We start from the raw sequence: 16,849 nt of genomic DNA, 5'->3' as shown, positions 1-16,849 counted from the left end.
GCTGACGCGCACCCGCACCGCTTCCGTTCAGCGCCCGTCGGCGACCGGGGCGCCCTCCTCCGCGGCATCCGCGAGCTCCGCCGCCGCCCGGCGGGGGACGATGACCGCCGGGACCGGCGAGTGCCGCACGACCTTTGTCGCGTGCGACCCGATGAAGACCCGCGCGAGCGGTCCGAGCGTACTGGAGCCGACGACGAGCACATCCCCAGCGCGCCACTCCACGTCCTCCAGCGCGGTGGCCCAGGAGTCGCCCAGGCCGACGACGGCGCCCTCGAGCCGGGGCGGGCGCGGCAGCGCCGCGACGTCGTCGAGCAGGGAGCGGACGTGGTCCTCGATGTCGCGCACCCACTCGTCCGCGATGCCGCGGTCTGCCGAGCGGCCGACGCCCGCGGTCACGCTGCCGGAGGGCGTCACGGCGAACGAGGCGATCCGCAGCGACGCGCCGATGGTCCCCGCGACGACGGCGGCTCCCCGCACGACGTCGGCGGCCGCATCCGAGCCGCCGTAGGCGGCCGTGACGCGCGTGACCCGCGCGGCACCAGACGCCCGGAAGCCGCGGGGCGCGATCGCGACCGGCACCGGCGACGCGTGCAGCAGCGCGTCGCTGACCGAGCCCAGCGAGATCTGCCCCAGCGACCCGGCCGAGGACGAGCCGAGCACCACCAGGTCGGGCTTGTGCTCCTCGATCAGCTCGAGCAGGCCCTTGTGCGCGGAACGGGCGGTGTGCTGCACGAACGTCGCCTTCACGCCGACGAGCACGGATGCGGCGTGGTCGAGCACCACGTCGGCGGACTGCCGCACGTGATCGCGCCACTCGCGGTCGGTGTTGTGGGTGAGCGGCGACCACGACTGCGGCAGCACCGCGGCGACGACCAGCGGGGTGTCCAGCGACCGGGCCAGCATCGCGGCCAGGTGCATCACCGAGGTGGAGCGCTGCCCCGGGCTGACCCCGACGAGAATGCTCATCGGTCGGCGTCCTTCGGCTGCACCACGGTCGAGGTGAACGGCACGTCGGCCGGCTCGGGGGCGCCGCCGAGCACCGAGTGCCGGCGCCCGTAGAACCAGTAGAACACCAGCACCACGGCCGTCCAGACGACGAACACGATGATCGTGATCGGGCGCAGCTGAGAGATGATCCAGAGGCAGCCGAGGATGGACAGGATCGGGATCAGCGGGTGCAGCGGCAGGGTGAAGCCGCGCTCCATGTCCGGCTCGCGACGGCGCAGGATGATCACGGCGACGGCGACGACGAGGAACGCCACCAGGGTGCCGATGCTGGTCATCTCGAGCAGGAAGTTGATCGGGACCAGGGCCGCGAGGACAGCGATCACGGCGGTGACGATCATGGTGTTCGCGGCCGGCGCCAGGGTGCGGCGGTCGACGCGGGCGAACACCGGGGGCAGCATGCCGTCGCGCGACATCGCGAACAGGATGCGGGTCTGCCCGTAAAGGGTGACCAGGGTGACGCTGAAGATCGAGATCACGGCGCCGGCGGCGACGACGGTGCCGGGCCAGGACGATCCGATGATCGCCTCGAGGATCGCGGCGAGGCCGGCGCTCTGGCCTTCGAACTTCTCCGGCGACTGCGCGCCGACCGCGGAGATGGCGACGGCGACGTACATCACCACGACGACGAGGAGGGCGAACAGGATCGCGAGCGGCAGGTTGCGCTTCGGGTTCTTCGCCTCGCCACCGGCGGTGGACACCGCGTCCAGGCCGATGAAGGAGAAGAAGATGAGACCGGCGGCGGCGACGATGCCCTGGAACCCGGCGGGCGCGAAGTTCGCGAAGTGGTCGGCGTTCCAGCCGGTGAGCGCCACGGCGACGAAGAACAGCAGCACGGCGACCTTGATGACCACCATCACGGCGTTCGCGGTGGCGGACTCGCCCGCGCCGCGCAGCAGCAGCAGGCCGCAGAGCACGATCACGATGACGGCGGGCAGGTTGATGATGCCGCCCTGCTCGGGGGCGTTCGACAGCACCTCGGGGATGCGGAAGCCGAAGAGGTTGAACAGCAGCTGGTTCACGTACTGCGACCAGCCCACCGCGACACCGGCGGTGGAGACGCCGTACTCGAGCAGCAGGCAGGCCGCGACGCCCATCGCCGGCGCCTCGCCGAGGGTCGTGTACGCGTAGGAGTAGGTCGATCCGGACACCGGGACGGAACCGGCCAGCTCCGCGTAGCAGAGCGCCGTGACGCCGGCCACGGCCCCGGCGATCACGAACGACCAGACCACGGCGGGTCCGGCGATCGGGACGGCTCCGGAGAGGACGTAGAAGATGCCGGTGCCGATCGTGGCGCCGATGCCGATCATCGTGAGCGCGAACAGGCCGATGCTGCGCTTCAGATGCGAGTCCTCGACCCCTTCGAGCGGGGCGGGTTTGCGGCGGAGAAGCTGGTGACGCACAGAGGTCATGAGTGTTTGCTCCCGGGTATACAGCGCCGGTCCGCGTTGACCGACCGGTCGATGGTACCCGCGATGCGAATTTTTGACAATTGCGTCAAAGATCGCGGGCGAGCAGCTCGTCCCAGGTCTCACGGCGTACCACGGCCCTCGCCTCGCCGTCCCTGGCGAAGACCACAGGCGGACGCCGGGCGCCGTTGTAGTTGTTCGCCATGGTGTGGGTGTAGGCGCCGGTGGCCGCCACGACGAGGAGATCCCCCACCTTCGCCTCCGGCAGACGGATGCCGTCGATGAGCACGTCGCCGCTCTCGCAGTGCCGCCCGACGACGATCGTGTCCTCCGTCGCCTCCTCGGTCATGCGGGCGGCGAGCGCCGCCTCGTAGCGCTGGCCGAACATCGCCACCTCGAGGTTGTCGCCCATCCCGCCGTCGACGGCGACGAAGGTGCGTGCGTCGCGCTTGACCGTGGTGACCGTGTACAGCGTCGCGGCGGTGGCGTTCACCATGCTGCGTCCGGGTTCGATGATGAGCTCCGCGGATGCCGGCAGGTGGGCGCGGGCCGCGTCGATCAGCGCGTCCAGGTATGAAGCCACCGAGGGCGGCTGCTCGGCGTACGTGTACCGGGCGCCGAGCCCGCCGCCCAGGTCGTACACCGGGAACTCGCCCATCGCCGCGAGCGGCTCGATCGCCGCGGCGAGCTCGGCGGGCTCAAGGATCTGCGAGCCGACGTGGGCGTGCACGCCCCGCATCCGCAGTCGGTCGCTGCGCTCGATGCGCGTGATCAACGCGCGGGCGGCATCCGGCGTGAGCCCGAACTTCGACCCGAGCTGGCCGGTGGCGACGTGCGGATGCGTGGACGAGACGATGCCGGGCACGATCCGCACCAGCACGTCCTGCCTCCGCCCTGGCGGCACGATCGCCTCCAGGCGGTCGACATCGTCGGCGTTGTCGACCACCACGAGCCCGGCGCCGATCCGCACCGCGTACTCGATCTCGTCCGTCGACTTCGCGTTGCCATGCAGCACGATCAGGGCCGGGTCGACGCCCGCCTTGACGGCGCTGCGCAGCTCCCCTCCGCCGGCGACGTCGAGCCCGAGTCCCTCCTCCACCATCACCCGCTGCACCGCCGTGGCGGGGAACGCCTTGGACGCGAACACCACCCGCGACCGCGGCCAGCGCGCGGTCAGCCCCTCCCGGTACTCGCGGGCCCGCGCGCGCAGCGCCGGCTCGGCGACGACGATCGCGGGGGTGCCGAACTCGCGGGCGAGGTCGTCCACGCGGCATCCGGAGATCCGGAGCACGCCGTCCTCGACGTCGGAGCCGGGCGGCAGCAGGGACAGCAGGTCGTTCATGGCGCTCCTTCGGGTGGGCGGCTTCACTCTAGCGGCGCCCAGCCGCGGCACGAGGGGAAGCGTCGGATGCCAGGTGAGGTTGGGCTAAGTTAGGTGTGCCGGCGCGCGCCGGCAGCCGCACCGAACCGGGTTCTCACCGTGCACTCCTCCCCGCCTCTGCTCCGCGTGCGTGACCTCAGCGTCACCCACGCCGGTGCCGCGAGGCCCTCGCCGCAGGCGGTGTCCTTCGATGTGCATCCCGGCGAGGTGGTGCTGCTGCTCGGACCGAGCGGATCGGGGAAGTCCACGCTCACGCTCGCGCTGAACGGGCTCGTGCCGCAGTCGGTGCCGGCCGAGCTCTCCGGCACCGTCGTCGTCGCCGGGCGCGACACCCGGTCGACCCCGGTCGCACAGCTGAGCACGGATGTCGCGATGGTGTTCCAGGATCCGGACGCACAGCTGGTCACCGGCACGGTGCTGGACGAGGTGGCCTTCGCGCTGGAGAACCTGCTGCTGCCGGTGCCCGAGATCCTGCACCGCAGCGAGCAGGCGCTGCGGCAGGTGGGCCTGTGGGAGCGGCGCTCATGGAACCCGGATCTCCTCTCCGGCGGCGCCCGTCAGCGGCTCGCGATCGCCTGCGCGCTCGCAATGCGCCCGCGGGTGATCGTCCTCGACGAGCCGACCGCGAACCTCGACCCGCGCGGCATCGACGACGTGTACGACGCGCTGTCGACGCTGGTGACCGATGCCGGCAGGGCCGTCGTCCTGGTGGAGCACAACCTGGACGCCGCGATGCGGTTCGCGACCCGGGCGATCGCGCTCGACGCGGAGGGCCGCATGGCCTTCGACGGCCCGGCGGCGCAGGTGATCCGCGAGCACGCGGAGGAGCTGCTCTCGCTCGGGGTGTGGCTGCCCTCGAGCACCCTGGCCGCGTTGCGGCTGCGCGCTCTCGGCGCGTGGAGCGGACCGCTGCCGGTCACTGCGGAGGAGTTCGCGGAACGGATGCCGGGGACACGGCGGGGTCCGGGCGGGGCGCCGGCCGACGCGGAGCGGTCCGCGGCCGGGCACTCCGCGGCCGGGCCCTCCGTAGCGGAGCGCTCCGCGGGGGAGCGCACCGAGCCGGCCGTCGTCGTGCGCGATCTCGTGGTGCGCAAGGGCGGGACGAGCGTGCTGACGGTGGAGTCGCTCGACATCCCACGGAGCGCGTTCACCGCGGTGATCGGCGTCAACGGGGCCGGCAAGACCACCCTCATCCAGGCGCTGGGCGGCGTCGCGCCGCCCCCGCGAGGCACGGTCCGCGTGGCCGGGATCGACGTCGGCGCGGCCTCACCGCGCCGGCTGGTCTCGCGGATCGGGTTCGTCTTCCAGAACCCGGAGCACCAGTTCATCGCGCACACCGTGCGCGATGAACTGGCCCACGGCCTGCGGCTGCAGCACCGCCCCGCCGCCGAGATCGACGCCCGCGTGGATCAGATGCTCGACCGGTTCGGTCTCGCCGGCAAGGCCGGCGTGCATCCGTTCCTGCTGTCGGGCGGGGAGAAGCGGCGGCTGTCCGTGGGCACGGCGCTGATCACGCAGCCGGAGGTGCTGGCGCTGGACGAGCCGACGTTCGGTCAAGACCGCGCCCGGGCCGCCGAGATGCTCGAGCTGCTGACCGGACTGCGCGCCGACGGCACCACGATCGTGATCGTCACCCACGATCTGCAGCTCGTCGCCGAGTACAGCACGCACGCCGTCGTCCTCGCCGGCGGCCGGCTGCACGCCGCCGGCGAGACGGCGCGGCTGCTCGCCGACGAGGCCCTGCTGCACGGCGCCGGACTGCGAATGCCGCCCGTGCTGCGGATGCTCAGCGCCGCCGGAGCCGCCTCATGACCGGCACGCCGCCGCCGGAGGCGAGGATCGGTCGGGGCTCGGAGGCGGGGACCGGACGGCAGCCGCTGGCGGCGGCCGGCCGGGACCCGTACGCGGAGATCTCCGCTCCGGCATCCCGCTTCCTGCACCACCTCAACCCGCTGGCCAAGGTGGGCGCCGTGCTGCCGGCCATGGTGCTGCTGGTCTTCACGCGCGACCTCGTCGCGCCCACCGCGTTCCTCCTGCTGGCGTACCTGCTCGTGCTCACCGGAGCGCGCCTCACCGCTCGCGCGCTCGCGCTGCTGCTGCTCGGGATGCCGATCGCCGTCGCCGTGGTGACGGTCGGGTTCGCGATCTGGGTCGACCCCGCTCAGGTGGCGGACACGCCGGCGGTGCTGACGCTCGGCGGGTGGACGCTGCATCAGGGCGCCCTCGCCGTGGGACTGGCCACCGGGCTGCGGCTGGCTGCGATCCTCGGCCTGGCCCTGATCGGCGGGCTGAGCACCACCGGCCCCGATCTGGTGCGCGCCGCCGTGCAGCAGCTGCACGTGCCCTACCGGATCGGGTATACGGCTCTGGCCGCCTATCGGTTCGTGCCGCGGTTCCGGTACGAACTGTCGGTGATCCGGGCGGCGCACCGAGTGCGCGGCCACCACGGCGGACGCGGACCGTTCGCGCGGCTCGCCCGCGGCTGGGGGTACATCGTCCCGCTGCTGGCGAGCGCCATCCGGCACGCCGAGCGCGTCGCCCTGTCGATGGACTCCCGCGCCTTCGGCGCCCACCCCACCCGCACCGAGCGGCACCTCGTGCCCTTCCAGATCCGGGACGTCGTGTTCATCGCGGCAGTGCTCGCGGCATCCGCGCTCATCCTCGCGCTCACCTTCCCCTGGCAGCTCCCCTGACGCTCAGCGCGTGCTCAGCGCTTGCCCGCGATCTGGCGACCGACGATCTCGCGCATGATCTCGTTGGTGCCGCCGTAGATGCGGTGCACCCGGGCGTCCAGGAAGGCGCGGGCGATCGGGTACTCCATGATGTAGCCGTATCCGCCGTGCAGCTGCACGCAGGTGTCGAGCACCTCCCATTCGCGTTCGGTGGCCCAGAACTTGACCTTCGCCGCCTCCTCGGCGGAGAGCCTGCCGTCCTTGTAGGCCATCAGCGCGCGGTCGATGTACGCCCACAGCGCGTCGACCGTGGTGGCGACGTCGGCGAGCTGGAACCGGGTGTTCTGGAAGTCGATGATCCGCTCGCCGAACGCCTCGCGGTCGCGGGTGTAGGCGACCGTCCAGTCCAGCGCGGCCTGCGCGGCGGCGGCGCCGGCCACCCCGATCGACAGGCGCTCGAGCGGCAGGTTCATCATCAGCTGCACGAAGCCCTGACCCTCGGTGCCGCCGATGAGGTTCTCCGCCGGCACGAACACGTCGCTGAAGCTGAGCTCGGCGGTGTCGTGGCCGTGGAAGCCCATCTTGTGCAGCTTCTTTCCGTGCTCGAAGCCCTCCATGCCGTTCTCGATGAGCAGCAGGCTGAACGCGTCGGGCCGGTTGCCCTCGCCGGTCTTCACGAAGGTGACGACGAGGTCGGCGGTGGCACCCGAGGAGATGAAGGTCTTGGCGCCGTTGACGATGTAGCCGCCGTCGACCTTCTTCGCCGTCGTGGTGATGCCGCGCAGGTCGCTGCCGGCGCCGGGCTCGGTCATGGCGAGGGCGCCGATCACCTCGCCCGTGGCCATGCGGGGCAGCCACTTCTGCTTCTGCTCCTGCGTACCCATGTGCACGAGGTAGGGCACCGCCAGGTCGTCCTGGATGCCGAAGGCACCCGCGAGGGATCCCGCGCCGGCGGCGATGACCTCCTCCATCACCACGGTGCGGAAGCGGTAATCCTGCAGCATGCCGGCGCCGCCGAACTCCTCCGGCACGGACAGCCCGATCAGGCCCGCCTCGCCCGCGGCGCGCATGGTGTCCCGGTCGATCTCCCCGTCGGCATCCCACTTCTCGCGCGCCTCGTTTGTGACGTGGCGCTTGATGAAGTCCTTCACCAGGTCGCGGAAGGCTTCGTGGTCCTCTTCGTAGATGTCCCGTTCCATGGCATCCTCTCGCCTGAAAATGCGTCGTCGCACCCGCGATTCTAGGTCTGCGCACGCCGCACCGGCAGTCGATTGTGGGAATGCATCCCACAATCCGTGACACTCGGTTCCGACGTTGTGGGATGCCTCAGGACCCGGTCAGAACGGGTAATCGGGTGCCGGCGGCAGGCCGAAGAAGTCCTCCAGGCTGCGGTATCCACCGTGATGGTAGGCAGCCGCGAGCTGGGGACCGATGTAGCGCAGATGCCACGGCTCAGGGGCGTAGCCCGTCGTCCCGGTGGCGCCGCTCTCGTAGCGGACGATGAAGCCGAACTCCCACGCGTGCTCGGCGACCCAGCGCCCCTGGGCGGTGCCGCCGAAGTCGTCGAGCCCGCCGCATCCGTCGTCGCAGGCCACCAGGTCGACGGCGAGGCCGGTCTGGTGCTCGCTGTGCCCGGGTCGCGCCGAGCCGGCATCCGCCTCCTGCTGGCCGAGATCGCGCACATAGTCGGCGTACGTGCTCTGCTGCAGCCCGTAGGAACGGTAGCCGTTGTTCGCGCCGAGCACCCCCGCGCCCGCACCCTGCGAGGCCGCCGCCATCGCGGCGAGCGCCTGCGCCACCTCGGGCCGGACGTCGTCGGAGGGGGATGTGGAGCGCACTTGATACGGCTGGAGGGAGGCCGGCACGAAGTCGACCGGCGACAGCGGTCTGCCCTTGTTCACGACCACCCAGAGCCGCGCGGGGTCGGAGAGGGAGATGCACGGCGCGTTGCCCGTGGTGACTGCCGCGCGGAACGCCTCGCCGCCGCCGAACGCCGCGATCGCCGCCTCGTCGTCGCCGGAGGCCAGCGCCGCCTGCACGCCGGCATCCCCACAGGGATCGGCGACCGGCTGCTGGGCGACGTCGGGGGCGGGCAGGCGCAGCGCCGCAGCGGGCACGGGCGGCGTCACCGGCTCGGCGACGGGCGCCGCGGCGAGCGCGCCGAGCGAGGCGGCGGCCGTGAACAGCAGTCCGAGCGGGACCGCCACCGACAGCGCGGCGGGGCGCGACGCAGCGTGCCGGGGCTGCGTGACGGGCATGGTTCCATTGTGCCCCGGATGCGGGGCGTTTTCGATGGTCGTAGAGAGATTCGATGAGAGCTTGACTTCTGTTCGATTCTTTGTTCGACTGTGAGCATGCGGTGGCAGGGACAGGCGATCGACGAGACGGATGGCGACGCGCTGCCCGGCCTTGAGAACCGCAGCGGCCTGGTGCGATCGGTGACGACGCCCGAGTTCGCCGGCGTCACCTTCCACGAGGTGCTCGCCCGGTCCGCGCTGAACCGGGTGCCCGGCCCGTCGCGGATGCCGTTCAACTGGACGATCAATCCGTACCGCGGCTGCAGTCACGCCTGCGTCTATTGCCTGGATCCCGCGACGCCGGTCCTCTGCACCGACGGCCGGCAGCGGCCGATCGGGGAGCTGGAGGTCGGCATGGAGATCATCGGCACGGAGATCATCGGCACGGAGATCATCGGCACGGAGATCATCGGCACGGAGATCATCGGCACGGAGATCATCGGCAGGGAGATCCTCGGCGCGGAGCGACGCGGCGCGTACCGCCGTTACGTGCGCACGAGTGTCGAGGCGAAGTGGTCCACGCGGAAGGCCGCCTACCGGGTGACGCTCGCCGACGGGACGACGCTGATCGCGAGCGGCGATCACCGTTTCCTCACCGAACGGGGGTGGAAGCACGTCGCCGATGCGCACGAGGGTCAACGTCCCCATCTGACGTCGAACGACCGGCTGATGGGGCTCGGGACGGGATTCTTGGCGGAAGCCGACCTGACCGGTCTCGAAGGAACCGCGGTCACCTCGGTCGCCGACCTGGTGTCGATCGAGCCGCTTCCAGGCGTCCGGGATCTGGTCGACATCACCACGGGTACCGGAGATTTCGTGGCCAACGGCGTGATCAGCCACAACTGCTTCGCTCGCGGGACGCATGAGTATCTCGATCTGGACGGCGGGGCGGATTTCGACTCGCAGATCGTGGTGAAGACCAACATCGTCGAGGTGCTGCAGCGCGAGCTGCGGCGCGGATCGTGGCAGCGCGAGACGGTTGCGCTCGGAACCAACACCGACCCGTACCAGCGCGCCGAGGGGCGGTACCGGCTGATGCCCGGGATCATCCGTGCGCTCGCGGACTCGGGCACGCCGATGTCGATCCTGACCAAGGGGACGCTGATCCGTCGCGACATCCCGCTGCTCAGGGATGCGGCCACGCAGGTGCCCATCGACGTGCAGATGTCGATCGCCATGTACGACGACGCGTTGCAGCACTCGATCGAGCCGGGCACACCGACGACGCAAGCGCGGCTCGACACGGTGCACGCGCTCACGGATGCCGGGTTCCGCGTCGGCGTCTTCCTCATGCCGGTGCTCCCCCATCTGACCGACTCGATCGCCGCGATCGACGACGCGCTGCGGAGGATCAAGGAGGCCGGCGCCGACCATGCGGTCTACGGTGCGCTGCACCTGCGGCCGGGTGTGAAGCCGTGGTTCTTCCAGTGGCTTCAGCGCGAGCGGCCCGACCTCGTGTCGTCCTATCGGGGGCTCTACCCGGGCGCGGCGGTCGAGGCGCCGAAGGCGTACCGGCAATGGCTCGCGAAGCGGATGCGGCCGCTCATCCGCGCCCACGGCCTGCACGCGCAGTCCGAGCAGGAGCACGACCAGGCGCGCAGCATCCTGCGCATGCGAACCGCGCCTCCCGCAGCGACGCCGGCCCCGGCTCCCACGCTGTTCTGACACCCTCCACCCGTTTGGGGCGGGATTTCACGTTCGGGGCGGGCCAGAGCCGCCCCGAACGTGAGAATCCGCCCCAAACCTCGGAGGGACCGGGAAGGTGTCAGGACGTGAGGGCGGCGTCGGTCGGCATCCGTCCGGCGATCTCCTCGATCACGTCGTCGCCGGGCTGCGCCGTCTCGAACGGTGCGTCGATCTCGGCGCGGTCGAGCAGGTCCTCCATGCGGCGACGACGGTGCCGGGTGATCAGCGTGACCACGCGGCCCTGACGCCCGGCGCGGCCGGTGCGGCCGGCGCGATGCAGGTACGTCTTGTACTCGTCGGGTGCGTCGGCCTGGACGACGAGGTCGATGTCATCGACGTGGATGCCGCGGGCGGCCACATCCGTCGCGACGAGCACCTGCACCTTGCCGGAGGTGAGCTTCTGCAGATTGCGCGTGCGCTTGGCCTGGTTCAGATCGCCGTGCAGCGAGACGGCGGCGATGCCGGCGTCCTCGAACTGCTCGGCGAGCATCTCGGCGTAGGCGCGGGTGCGCGCGAACACGAGCGTCTGCCCGTCCCGGTCGACCAGGGAGGTGAGCACCTCGGCCTTGTCGCGGTGCTCGATCACGAGCACGCGGTGGTCGATCGTGCTGGACTCCTGGGTCTCGCCGGCGACCTCGTAGACGGCCGGGTCGACCAGGAACTCGTCGACGAGCGCGGCGACCTCGCGGTCGAGGGTCGCCGAGAACAGCAGCTTCTGACTGCCCTCCCCGGTGCGGCGGAGGATCCGCTGCACCGGCTCGACGAAGCCCAGCTCGCACATGTGATCGGCCTCGTCGAGCACGACGATGCGCACCTCGGAGAGGTCGAGCTTGCCCTGGTCGATGAGATCCTCGATGCGGCCGGGGGTGCCGATCACGATGTCGACGCCCTTCTTCAGGGCACCGACCTGCCGCGCCTGCGGGACGCCGCCGTAGATCTGCGTCGTGAACAGGCCGACGCTGCGGGCGATCGGCTGCACCGTGCGGTCGATCTGCAGGGCGAGCTCGCGGGTCGGGGCGAGGATGATCGCGCGCGGCTTGCGTCCGATCTGGCGGCGGGTGCCCTTCTGCGAGGTCAGGATGCTCTCCACCAGCGGGGCGCCGAAGGCGATCGTCTTGCCCGAGCCGGTGCGGCCGCGGCCGAGGACGTCGCGACCCGCCAGGATCGGCGGGATCGTCGCGGCCTGGATCGGGAACGGCTTCTCGGCCCCCATGTTCGTGAGGATCTCGGTGATGTTCGAGCCGAGGCCGAGGTCGGCGAAGGTCACGTCCGCGACCTCGCCGGCCTGCACGGCCTGGGCCTCGAGCCGCTCGTGCACGACGTCCTCCGCCTGCTCGCGGGCTGCGGATGCCGTGCCGGTCCAGTCGCTCCGGGTGGGACGGGTCTCGCGGGCGGGACGCGCCGGGCGGTCGTCGCGGTCGGTCCGGGCGCGGTCGGCGCGCACGGTCCGCGGGCGGTCGTCGCGATCGAAACCGGGACGGTCGGCTCGACGGTCGTCGCGGTCGAAACGGGGACGCTCGGTACGGTCGCCGCGGTCGAAGCGCTGTCGGTCGTCCCGCTCGAACCGCGGACGGTCGGTGCGGGCGCGATCGTCACGGTCGAAGCGCTGTCGGTCATCGCGCTCGAAGCGGGGACGCTCCGCACGATCCGCGCGCTCGAACCGCGGACGCTCCGTCCGCTCGAACCGCGGACGCTCCGCCCGGCGGTCGCCGCGGTCGAAGCGCTGTCGGTCGTCCCGCTCGAACCGCGGACGCTCCGCCCGGCGGTCGTCGCGCTCGAAGCGCGGGCGCTCGGCTCGATGGTGCGGCGCTTCGCGGCATCCGCCCTCGGCGCGGTTGCGGATGCCGCGGGCCTCGTCGCGGCCGGCCTTCTCCGGCGCGGTCCAGCGGCGCTTGGGCGCGCCGGACTCCGTGTCGGCGGGTCGGTAGCCGCGGTGCTTCGGGCTGATCAAGCCCGGTCGGCGGTCACCGCCGAACGGCCGCCGCTCGCCGGCATCCGCCCTCTCGTCACGGCCGCCGGGACGAGGGCCGGCATGGCGGTCGTGGAACGGGGTCTTCTTCGCGCCGTAGCGGGGGTCGAAGTTGCGCGCGGGGCGTCCGCCCTTGGGCTTGCTGTTCTTGGGCATGGTGTTTCCTGACTGTCTCTGACACGAGAACAGCATCCGTCCGCGCAGAGCGCGGACCGCGCGCACAGAGCTCAGCGCGCGGCGGACATACCCGGGCATCCGTCGGCCGGGGCCATTCATGTGATGGTTGATGAACCATCGGCCCCTGGACTCACAAACGGAGTGCGCACACTCGCAAACGAACCGCCCCTCGAGGGGGCGGATGTCCGAAGCCGACCCGATCAGTCTACCGCCCTGACCTGGGAGACCTCCGGGTCGTACGATGGCGACGTGACTTCCCCCACCGGCATCCAGATCCACCTCCGGCGCGGCGACGTGACCGCGCAGATCGCGCAGGTCGGCGCCTCGCTCCGCCACCTGACCGTGGGCGGCGTCACCATCGTGCCGCCCTACCCGGAGGACGAACCGACGCCGATGTGCTCCGGTGTCGTGCTCGTCCCCTGGCCGAACCGCATCCGCGACGGGGTGTGGCAGGACGGCGAGACCACGCGCGCCCTCGCCGTCAGCGAGCCGAAGTTCCGCAACGCCAGCCACGGACTGCTGCGGTTCACCGCGTACGAGATCGCCGAGCAGACGGATGCCGCGGTCACGCTCGCCGCTTCCGTGGTGCCGCAGACGGGGTACCCGTACCTCCTCGAGACGTCGGTGCGCTATGCGCTGACGGATGCCGGGCTCGAGGTCGAGCACCGTCTCACGAACCGTTCGGCCGAGGCCGCGCCGGTGGCCCTCGGGACGCACCCGTTCCTGACGATCGGCGACGTGGACCCGCGACAGCTGGTGCTGCGGATCCCCGCCGAGACGTACTTCGAGACCGACGAGCGGATGCTGCCGGTCGGCGAGTCCCCGGTCTCGAGCGGCACGGACCTGCGCGCAGGTGTCCGCATCGGCGATGTGCAGCTGGACACCGGGTTCGCGAACCTGCGGCGGGACGCGGACGGGCGCGTGCGTTCCACGCTCACCGCCCCGGACGGACGCGCGGTCACGCTGTGGCAGGGCGAGGGCTTCGACTTCGTGCAGGCGTTCACGACCGACCGGTACCCCGGCCAGCCCCTCGCGGTCGCGGTCGAGCCGATGACCGCGCCGGCCGAGGCCTTCAACTCCGGACGCGGGCTGCGCCGCCTCGCGCAGGACGAGACCTGGCGGCTGCACTGGGGCATCGAGTTCGCCTGACCGGCGGGGTCAGCCCACGTCGCGACCCGGGCCCGCCGCGGTGCGATCCGCGCGGCGGGCGGCGCGGCGCTCCTTCGCGCCCTCGACGAGGTTGTACAGCGTCGGCAGGACGATCAGGGTCAGCACGGTCGAGGACACCAGTCCGCCGATCACGACGATCGCGAGCGGCTGGGAGATGAAACCACCGTGTCCGGTGATCCCGAGCGCCATCGGCGTGAGCGCGAAGATCGTCGCGAGCGCGGTCATCAGGATCGGCCGCAGGCGCTTCTCACCCCCGGCCATCACCGCCTCGGGCGTGGAGAGCCCCTTCTCGCGATACTGGTTCACGAGGTCGACCAGCACGATCGCGTTCGTCACCACGATGCCGATCAGCATCAGCACGCCGATCAGCGACGCCACTCCCAGCGGCACGCCGGTCACGATCTGCAGCAGGATCGCCCCGGTCGCCGCGAACGGCACCGACACCAGCAGCAGCAGCGGCTGCCGCAGCGACTTGAAGGTCGCCACCATCACGACGTAGACGATGAGGATCGCCGCCAGCATCGCCAGCCCCAGCTGCGAGAACGACTCGGCCTGCTGTTCGGCGACGCCGCCGACGGTCGCGCGGGCGCCGTCGGGCAGGTCGACAGACGCGATCGCCGCGGTCACCGCCGCCGTGGCGACGGCGAGGTCGTCGGATGCCGGCGGCACGGTGATCGTGGCGGTGCGCCGCCCCTGCTCGGTCGAGATCGAGGTCGGCCCTTCGCGCTGCTCGACCACTGCGATCTCCGCCAGCCGCACCGGGCCGGCGACGGTCGGCACGAGGAGCTCGCGCAGCTCGTCCACGGTCGCCGGCGGCTCCGCCGCGACCAGGTAGACGGTCAGCGTGGTGTCGTCGATCTCGACCGTGCCGAGCTGCTGCGCTCGCATCGCGTTCGACACGATCGACCCCACGGCCACCTCGGACAGTCCGCGCTCCGCGGCGGCGGCGCGGTCCACGACCACCGCGATGTAGGGCAGCGACGCGGCGAGGTTGTCGGTGACGACGCCGACGCCCTCCCGCTCGCGGAGGTCGGCGACGAGGGCATCCGTCGCCTGGCGCAGCGCCTGCGCGTCGGGAGCCGTGACCGTCACCTCGATGTCGCTCGACCCGAACCCGCGCGACCCGCTCACGGTCACCTCCCCGACGCCGTCGAGCTCGTCGATGGACCGCTGCACCCGGGCGCGCAGCGCCTCCTGATCCTCGCCCTCCGCGGTCTGGATCGAGTAGGTCACGCCCGCGCCGCCGGAGAACGCGTCGCGCAGCGCCGAACCGCTCGAGCCGATCGACGCCTGGACGTGCTCGATGCCGTCCACCTCGGCCAGCGCGTCCTCCACCTTCGCGGCGGCATCCGACTTCGCCTGCAGGCTCGCGGACGGGCCGAGGTCCTGACTGACCGTCATCGTGTTCTGCCCCGAGTCGCTGAGGAAGTTGACCTTCATCAGCGGGGCGGCCGCCAGCGTCGCGCCCAGCACGAGCACCGCGAGCACGACCGTGATCGCCGAATGCCGCAGCGTCCAGCCGAGGATCGGGCGGTACAGCCGCTGCAGCGGCGTCGGCGGCGCCAGCGGGCTCTCCGGATCGATCCGGCGGCCGTCGGCGTCGCGCAGCGGCCTGCCCGGCCGCAGGAACCAGTACGCCAGCACCGGCACGATCGTGAGGGCCACCAGCAGGGATGCGGTCATCGCGATCGTCACGGTCATCGCGAACGGGCGGAACAGCTCGCCGACCATGTCGCCGACGAACACGATCGGCAGGAACACGGCCACCGTCGTGATGGTCGACGCCGTGATCGCCGCGGCCACCTCGCGCACCGCGAGACGGATGGCCTCGGCCTTGTCGGCGCCCTCGACGTAGTGGCGCTTGATGTTCTCGATCACGACGATCGAGTCGTCGACCACCCGCCCGATCGCGATCGTCAGCGCCCCGAGGGTGAGCACGTTGAGCGAGTACCCGAACGCCTGCAGCCCGATGAACGTGACCAGCACCGAGGTCGGGATCGAGATCGCGGTGACCAGGGTGGAGCGGATCGACAGCAGGAACACCAGGATCACGACCACCGCGAACGTGAGCCCGAGCAGCCCCTCGGTGGCCAGCGTCTCGATGGACTGCTGGATGTACGGGGCCTGATCGAAGACGACCGTGAACTCGGCATCCGGGAAGGCGTCGGCGAGCCCGTCGAGCGCGGCGAGCACGCCGCTCGACACGTCCACCGTGTTCGCCGCCGGCAGCTTCGTCACCGCGACCGACAGCGCGTCCTCCCCGTCCACGCGCGACAGCGAGGTGACCGGGTCGCTCGTCCGCGCCACCGTCGCGACGTCGCCGATCACGGCATCCGTCCCCACCAGGGGCAGGGCGGCGATCTCGCCGACGGAGGTGATCTTCGCGCCGGTCTGCACAGTGAGCGTGCGGTCGCCCTCGGTGATGTCGCCGCCGGGGAACAGCGTGCCGTTCTGCTGCAGCGCCTGCGCGATGGCCTGGGTGCTCGCGCCCGCGGCGGCGAGCCGTGCCGGATCGGGGGTGATCGTGATCCGCTGTCCGGTGCCGCCCACGATCTGCGCGGTGTTCACGCCGTCGACGTCCTCGAGGTCGGGGATGACGACGCTCTCCAGGTCGGCCTGCGCGGATTCGGCGTCGTCGAAGCCGGTCACCGCGATCTGGATCACCGGGAAGTCGTCGATGGAGACGCTGAGCACCTGCGGCGCGACATCCGCGGGCAGCTGCCGGGCGATCCGGTTGATCGCCTGCTGCATCTTCTGCTCGGCGGTGGCGAGGTCGGTGCCGTACGCGAACATCGCCTGCACGACCGACGCGTCGGTCGTGCTGGTGGCGCTGGTCGACTCCAGCCCGGGCACACCCTGGATCGCGGTCTCGATCGGGGTGGACACGTCGTTCTCGACCACCTCGGGCGAGGCGCCCGGGTAGTTCGTCATCACCACCAGCGCCGGCAGCTCGAGCGACGGGATGAGCTCCTGCTTCAGGTCGGTGAGCGCGAGTCCGCCGAAGACGGCGGCGACGATCGTGATCAGCGCGATCAGCGCGCGGTTGCGCAGGCTCAGGATGGCGAGTTTCGACACCGACGTCC

11 protein-coding genes are annotated in these 16,849 nt (G+C 71.5%); 4 read left to right on the top strand and 7 right to left on the bottom strand.

Translation table 11 applies throughout. The features are described from left to right. Positions 1-27: 27 nt before the first annotated feature. The 3 genes from JRG78_RS01080 to lysA all read right to left on the bottom strand — a co-directional run bounded on the left by JRG78_RS01080 (position 28) and on the right by lysA (position 3,756). The gene (locus tag JRG78_RS01080) at positions 28-966 is read right to left on the bottom strand and encodes a universal stress protein (RefSeq protein WP_259607184.1); all 939 of its coding nucleotides are present in this window, start codon (positions 964-966) and stop codon (positions 28-30) included. After that, complete coding sequence (locus JRG78_RS01075) at positions 963-2,417, bottom strand: amino acid permease (RefSeq protein ID WP_259607183.1); 1,455 nt, start codon at positions 2,415-2,417, stop codon at positions 963-965. The genes JRG78_RS01080 and JRG78_RS01075 overlap by 4 nt, the downstream gene beginning before the upstream one ends. Positions 2,418-2,502: 85 nt before the next feature. Then, positions 2,503-3,756, bottom strand: coding sequence for a diaminopimelate decarboxylase (gene lysA / locus JRG78_RS01070; protein ID WP_259607182.1), 1,254 nt, complete (start codon positions 3,754-3,756; stop codon positions 2,503-2,505). Positions 3,757-3,921: 165 nt separating this feature from the next. Here lysA and JRG78_RS01065 point away from each other — a divergent pair, with 165 nt between their 5' ends. Together JRG78_RS01065 and JRG78_RS01060 are read left to right on the top strand one after the other, a co-directional pair. After that, positions 3,922-5,607, top strand: a complete 1,686-nt coding sequence (locus JRG78_RS01065) for an ABC transporter ATP-binding protein (protein ID WP_259607181.1) — start codon at positions 3,922-3,924, stop codon at positions 5,605-5,607. A gap of 65 nt (positions 5,608-5,672) precedes the next feature. Continuing rightward, positions 5,673-6,488: an energy-coupling factor transporter transmembrane component T gene (locus JRG78_RS01060; protein WP_259608228.1), complete on the top strand. Its 816-nt coding sequence runs from the start codon at positions 5,673-5,675 to the stop codon at positions 6,486-6,488. 14 nt (positions 6,489-6,502) lie between these two features. Here JRG78_RS01060 and JRG78_RS01055 read toward each other — a convergent pair whose 3' ends face one another. Then, complete coding sequence (locus JRG78_RS01055) at positions 6,503-7,666, bottom strand: acyl-CoA dehydrogenase family protein (protein WP_259607178.1); 1,164 nt, start codon at positions 7,664-7,666, stop codon at positions 6,503-6,505. A 138-nt stretch (positions 7,667-7,804) separates the two neighbouring features. Beyond that, positions 7,805-8,725: a M15 family metallopeptidase gene (locus tag JRG78_RS01050; protein WP_259607177.1), complete on the bottom strand. Its 921-nt coding sequence runs from the start codon at positions 8,723-8,725 to the stop codon at positions 7,805-7,807. 96 nt (positions 8,726-8,821) lie between these two features. On the opposite strand from JRG78_RS01050, the gene JRG78_RS01045 reads away from it, so the two are divergent. After that, entirely contained in the window at positions 8,822-10,429 is a 1,608-nt protein-coding gene (locus JRG78_RS01045; protein ID WP_259607176.1) for an Rv2578c family radical SAM protein, read from the top strand. Positions 10,430-10,529: 100 nt separating this feature from the next. On the opposite strand, the gene JRG78_RS01040 is transcribed toward JRG78_RS01045, so the two are convergent. Continuing rightward, positions 10,530-12,575, bottom strand: a complete 2,046-nt coding sequence (locus JRG78_RS01040; protein ID WP_259607175.1) for a DEAD/DEAH box helicase — start codon at positions 12,573-12,575, stop codon at positions 10,530-10,532. Between the two features lie 270 nt (positions 12,576-12,845). Here JRG78_RS01040 and JRG78_RS01035 point away from each other — a divergent pair, with 270 nt between their 5' ends. Continuing rightward, on the top strand, positions 12,846-13,745 hold the full coding sequence (locus tag JRG78_RS01035) for an aldose 1-epimerase family protein (protein WP_259607174.1): 900 nt from the start codon (positions 12,846-12,848) through the stop codon (positions 13,743-13,745). Between the two features lie 9 nt (positions 13,746-13,754). Here JRG78_RS01035 and JRG78_RS01030 read toward each other — a convergent pair whose 3' ends face one another. Then, a complete protein-coding gene (locus tag JRG78_RS01030) occupies positions 13,755-16,841 on the bottom strand; it encodes an efflux RND transporter permease subunit (RefSeq protein WP_259607173.1) in 3,087 nt (1,028 codons plus the stop codon). Positions 16,842-16,849: the final 8 nt, after the last annotated feature.

Origin of the sequence: Microbacterium sp. EF45047 (genome assembly GCF_028472845.1) — a bacterium.
Taxonomy (GTDB): Bacteria; Actinomycetota; Actinomycetes; order Actinomycetales; family Microbacteriaceae; genus Microbacterium; species Microbacterium neungamense.
This window is presented reverse-complemented; position numbering and strand designations above follow the sequence as displayed.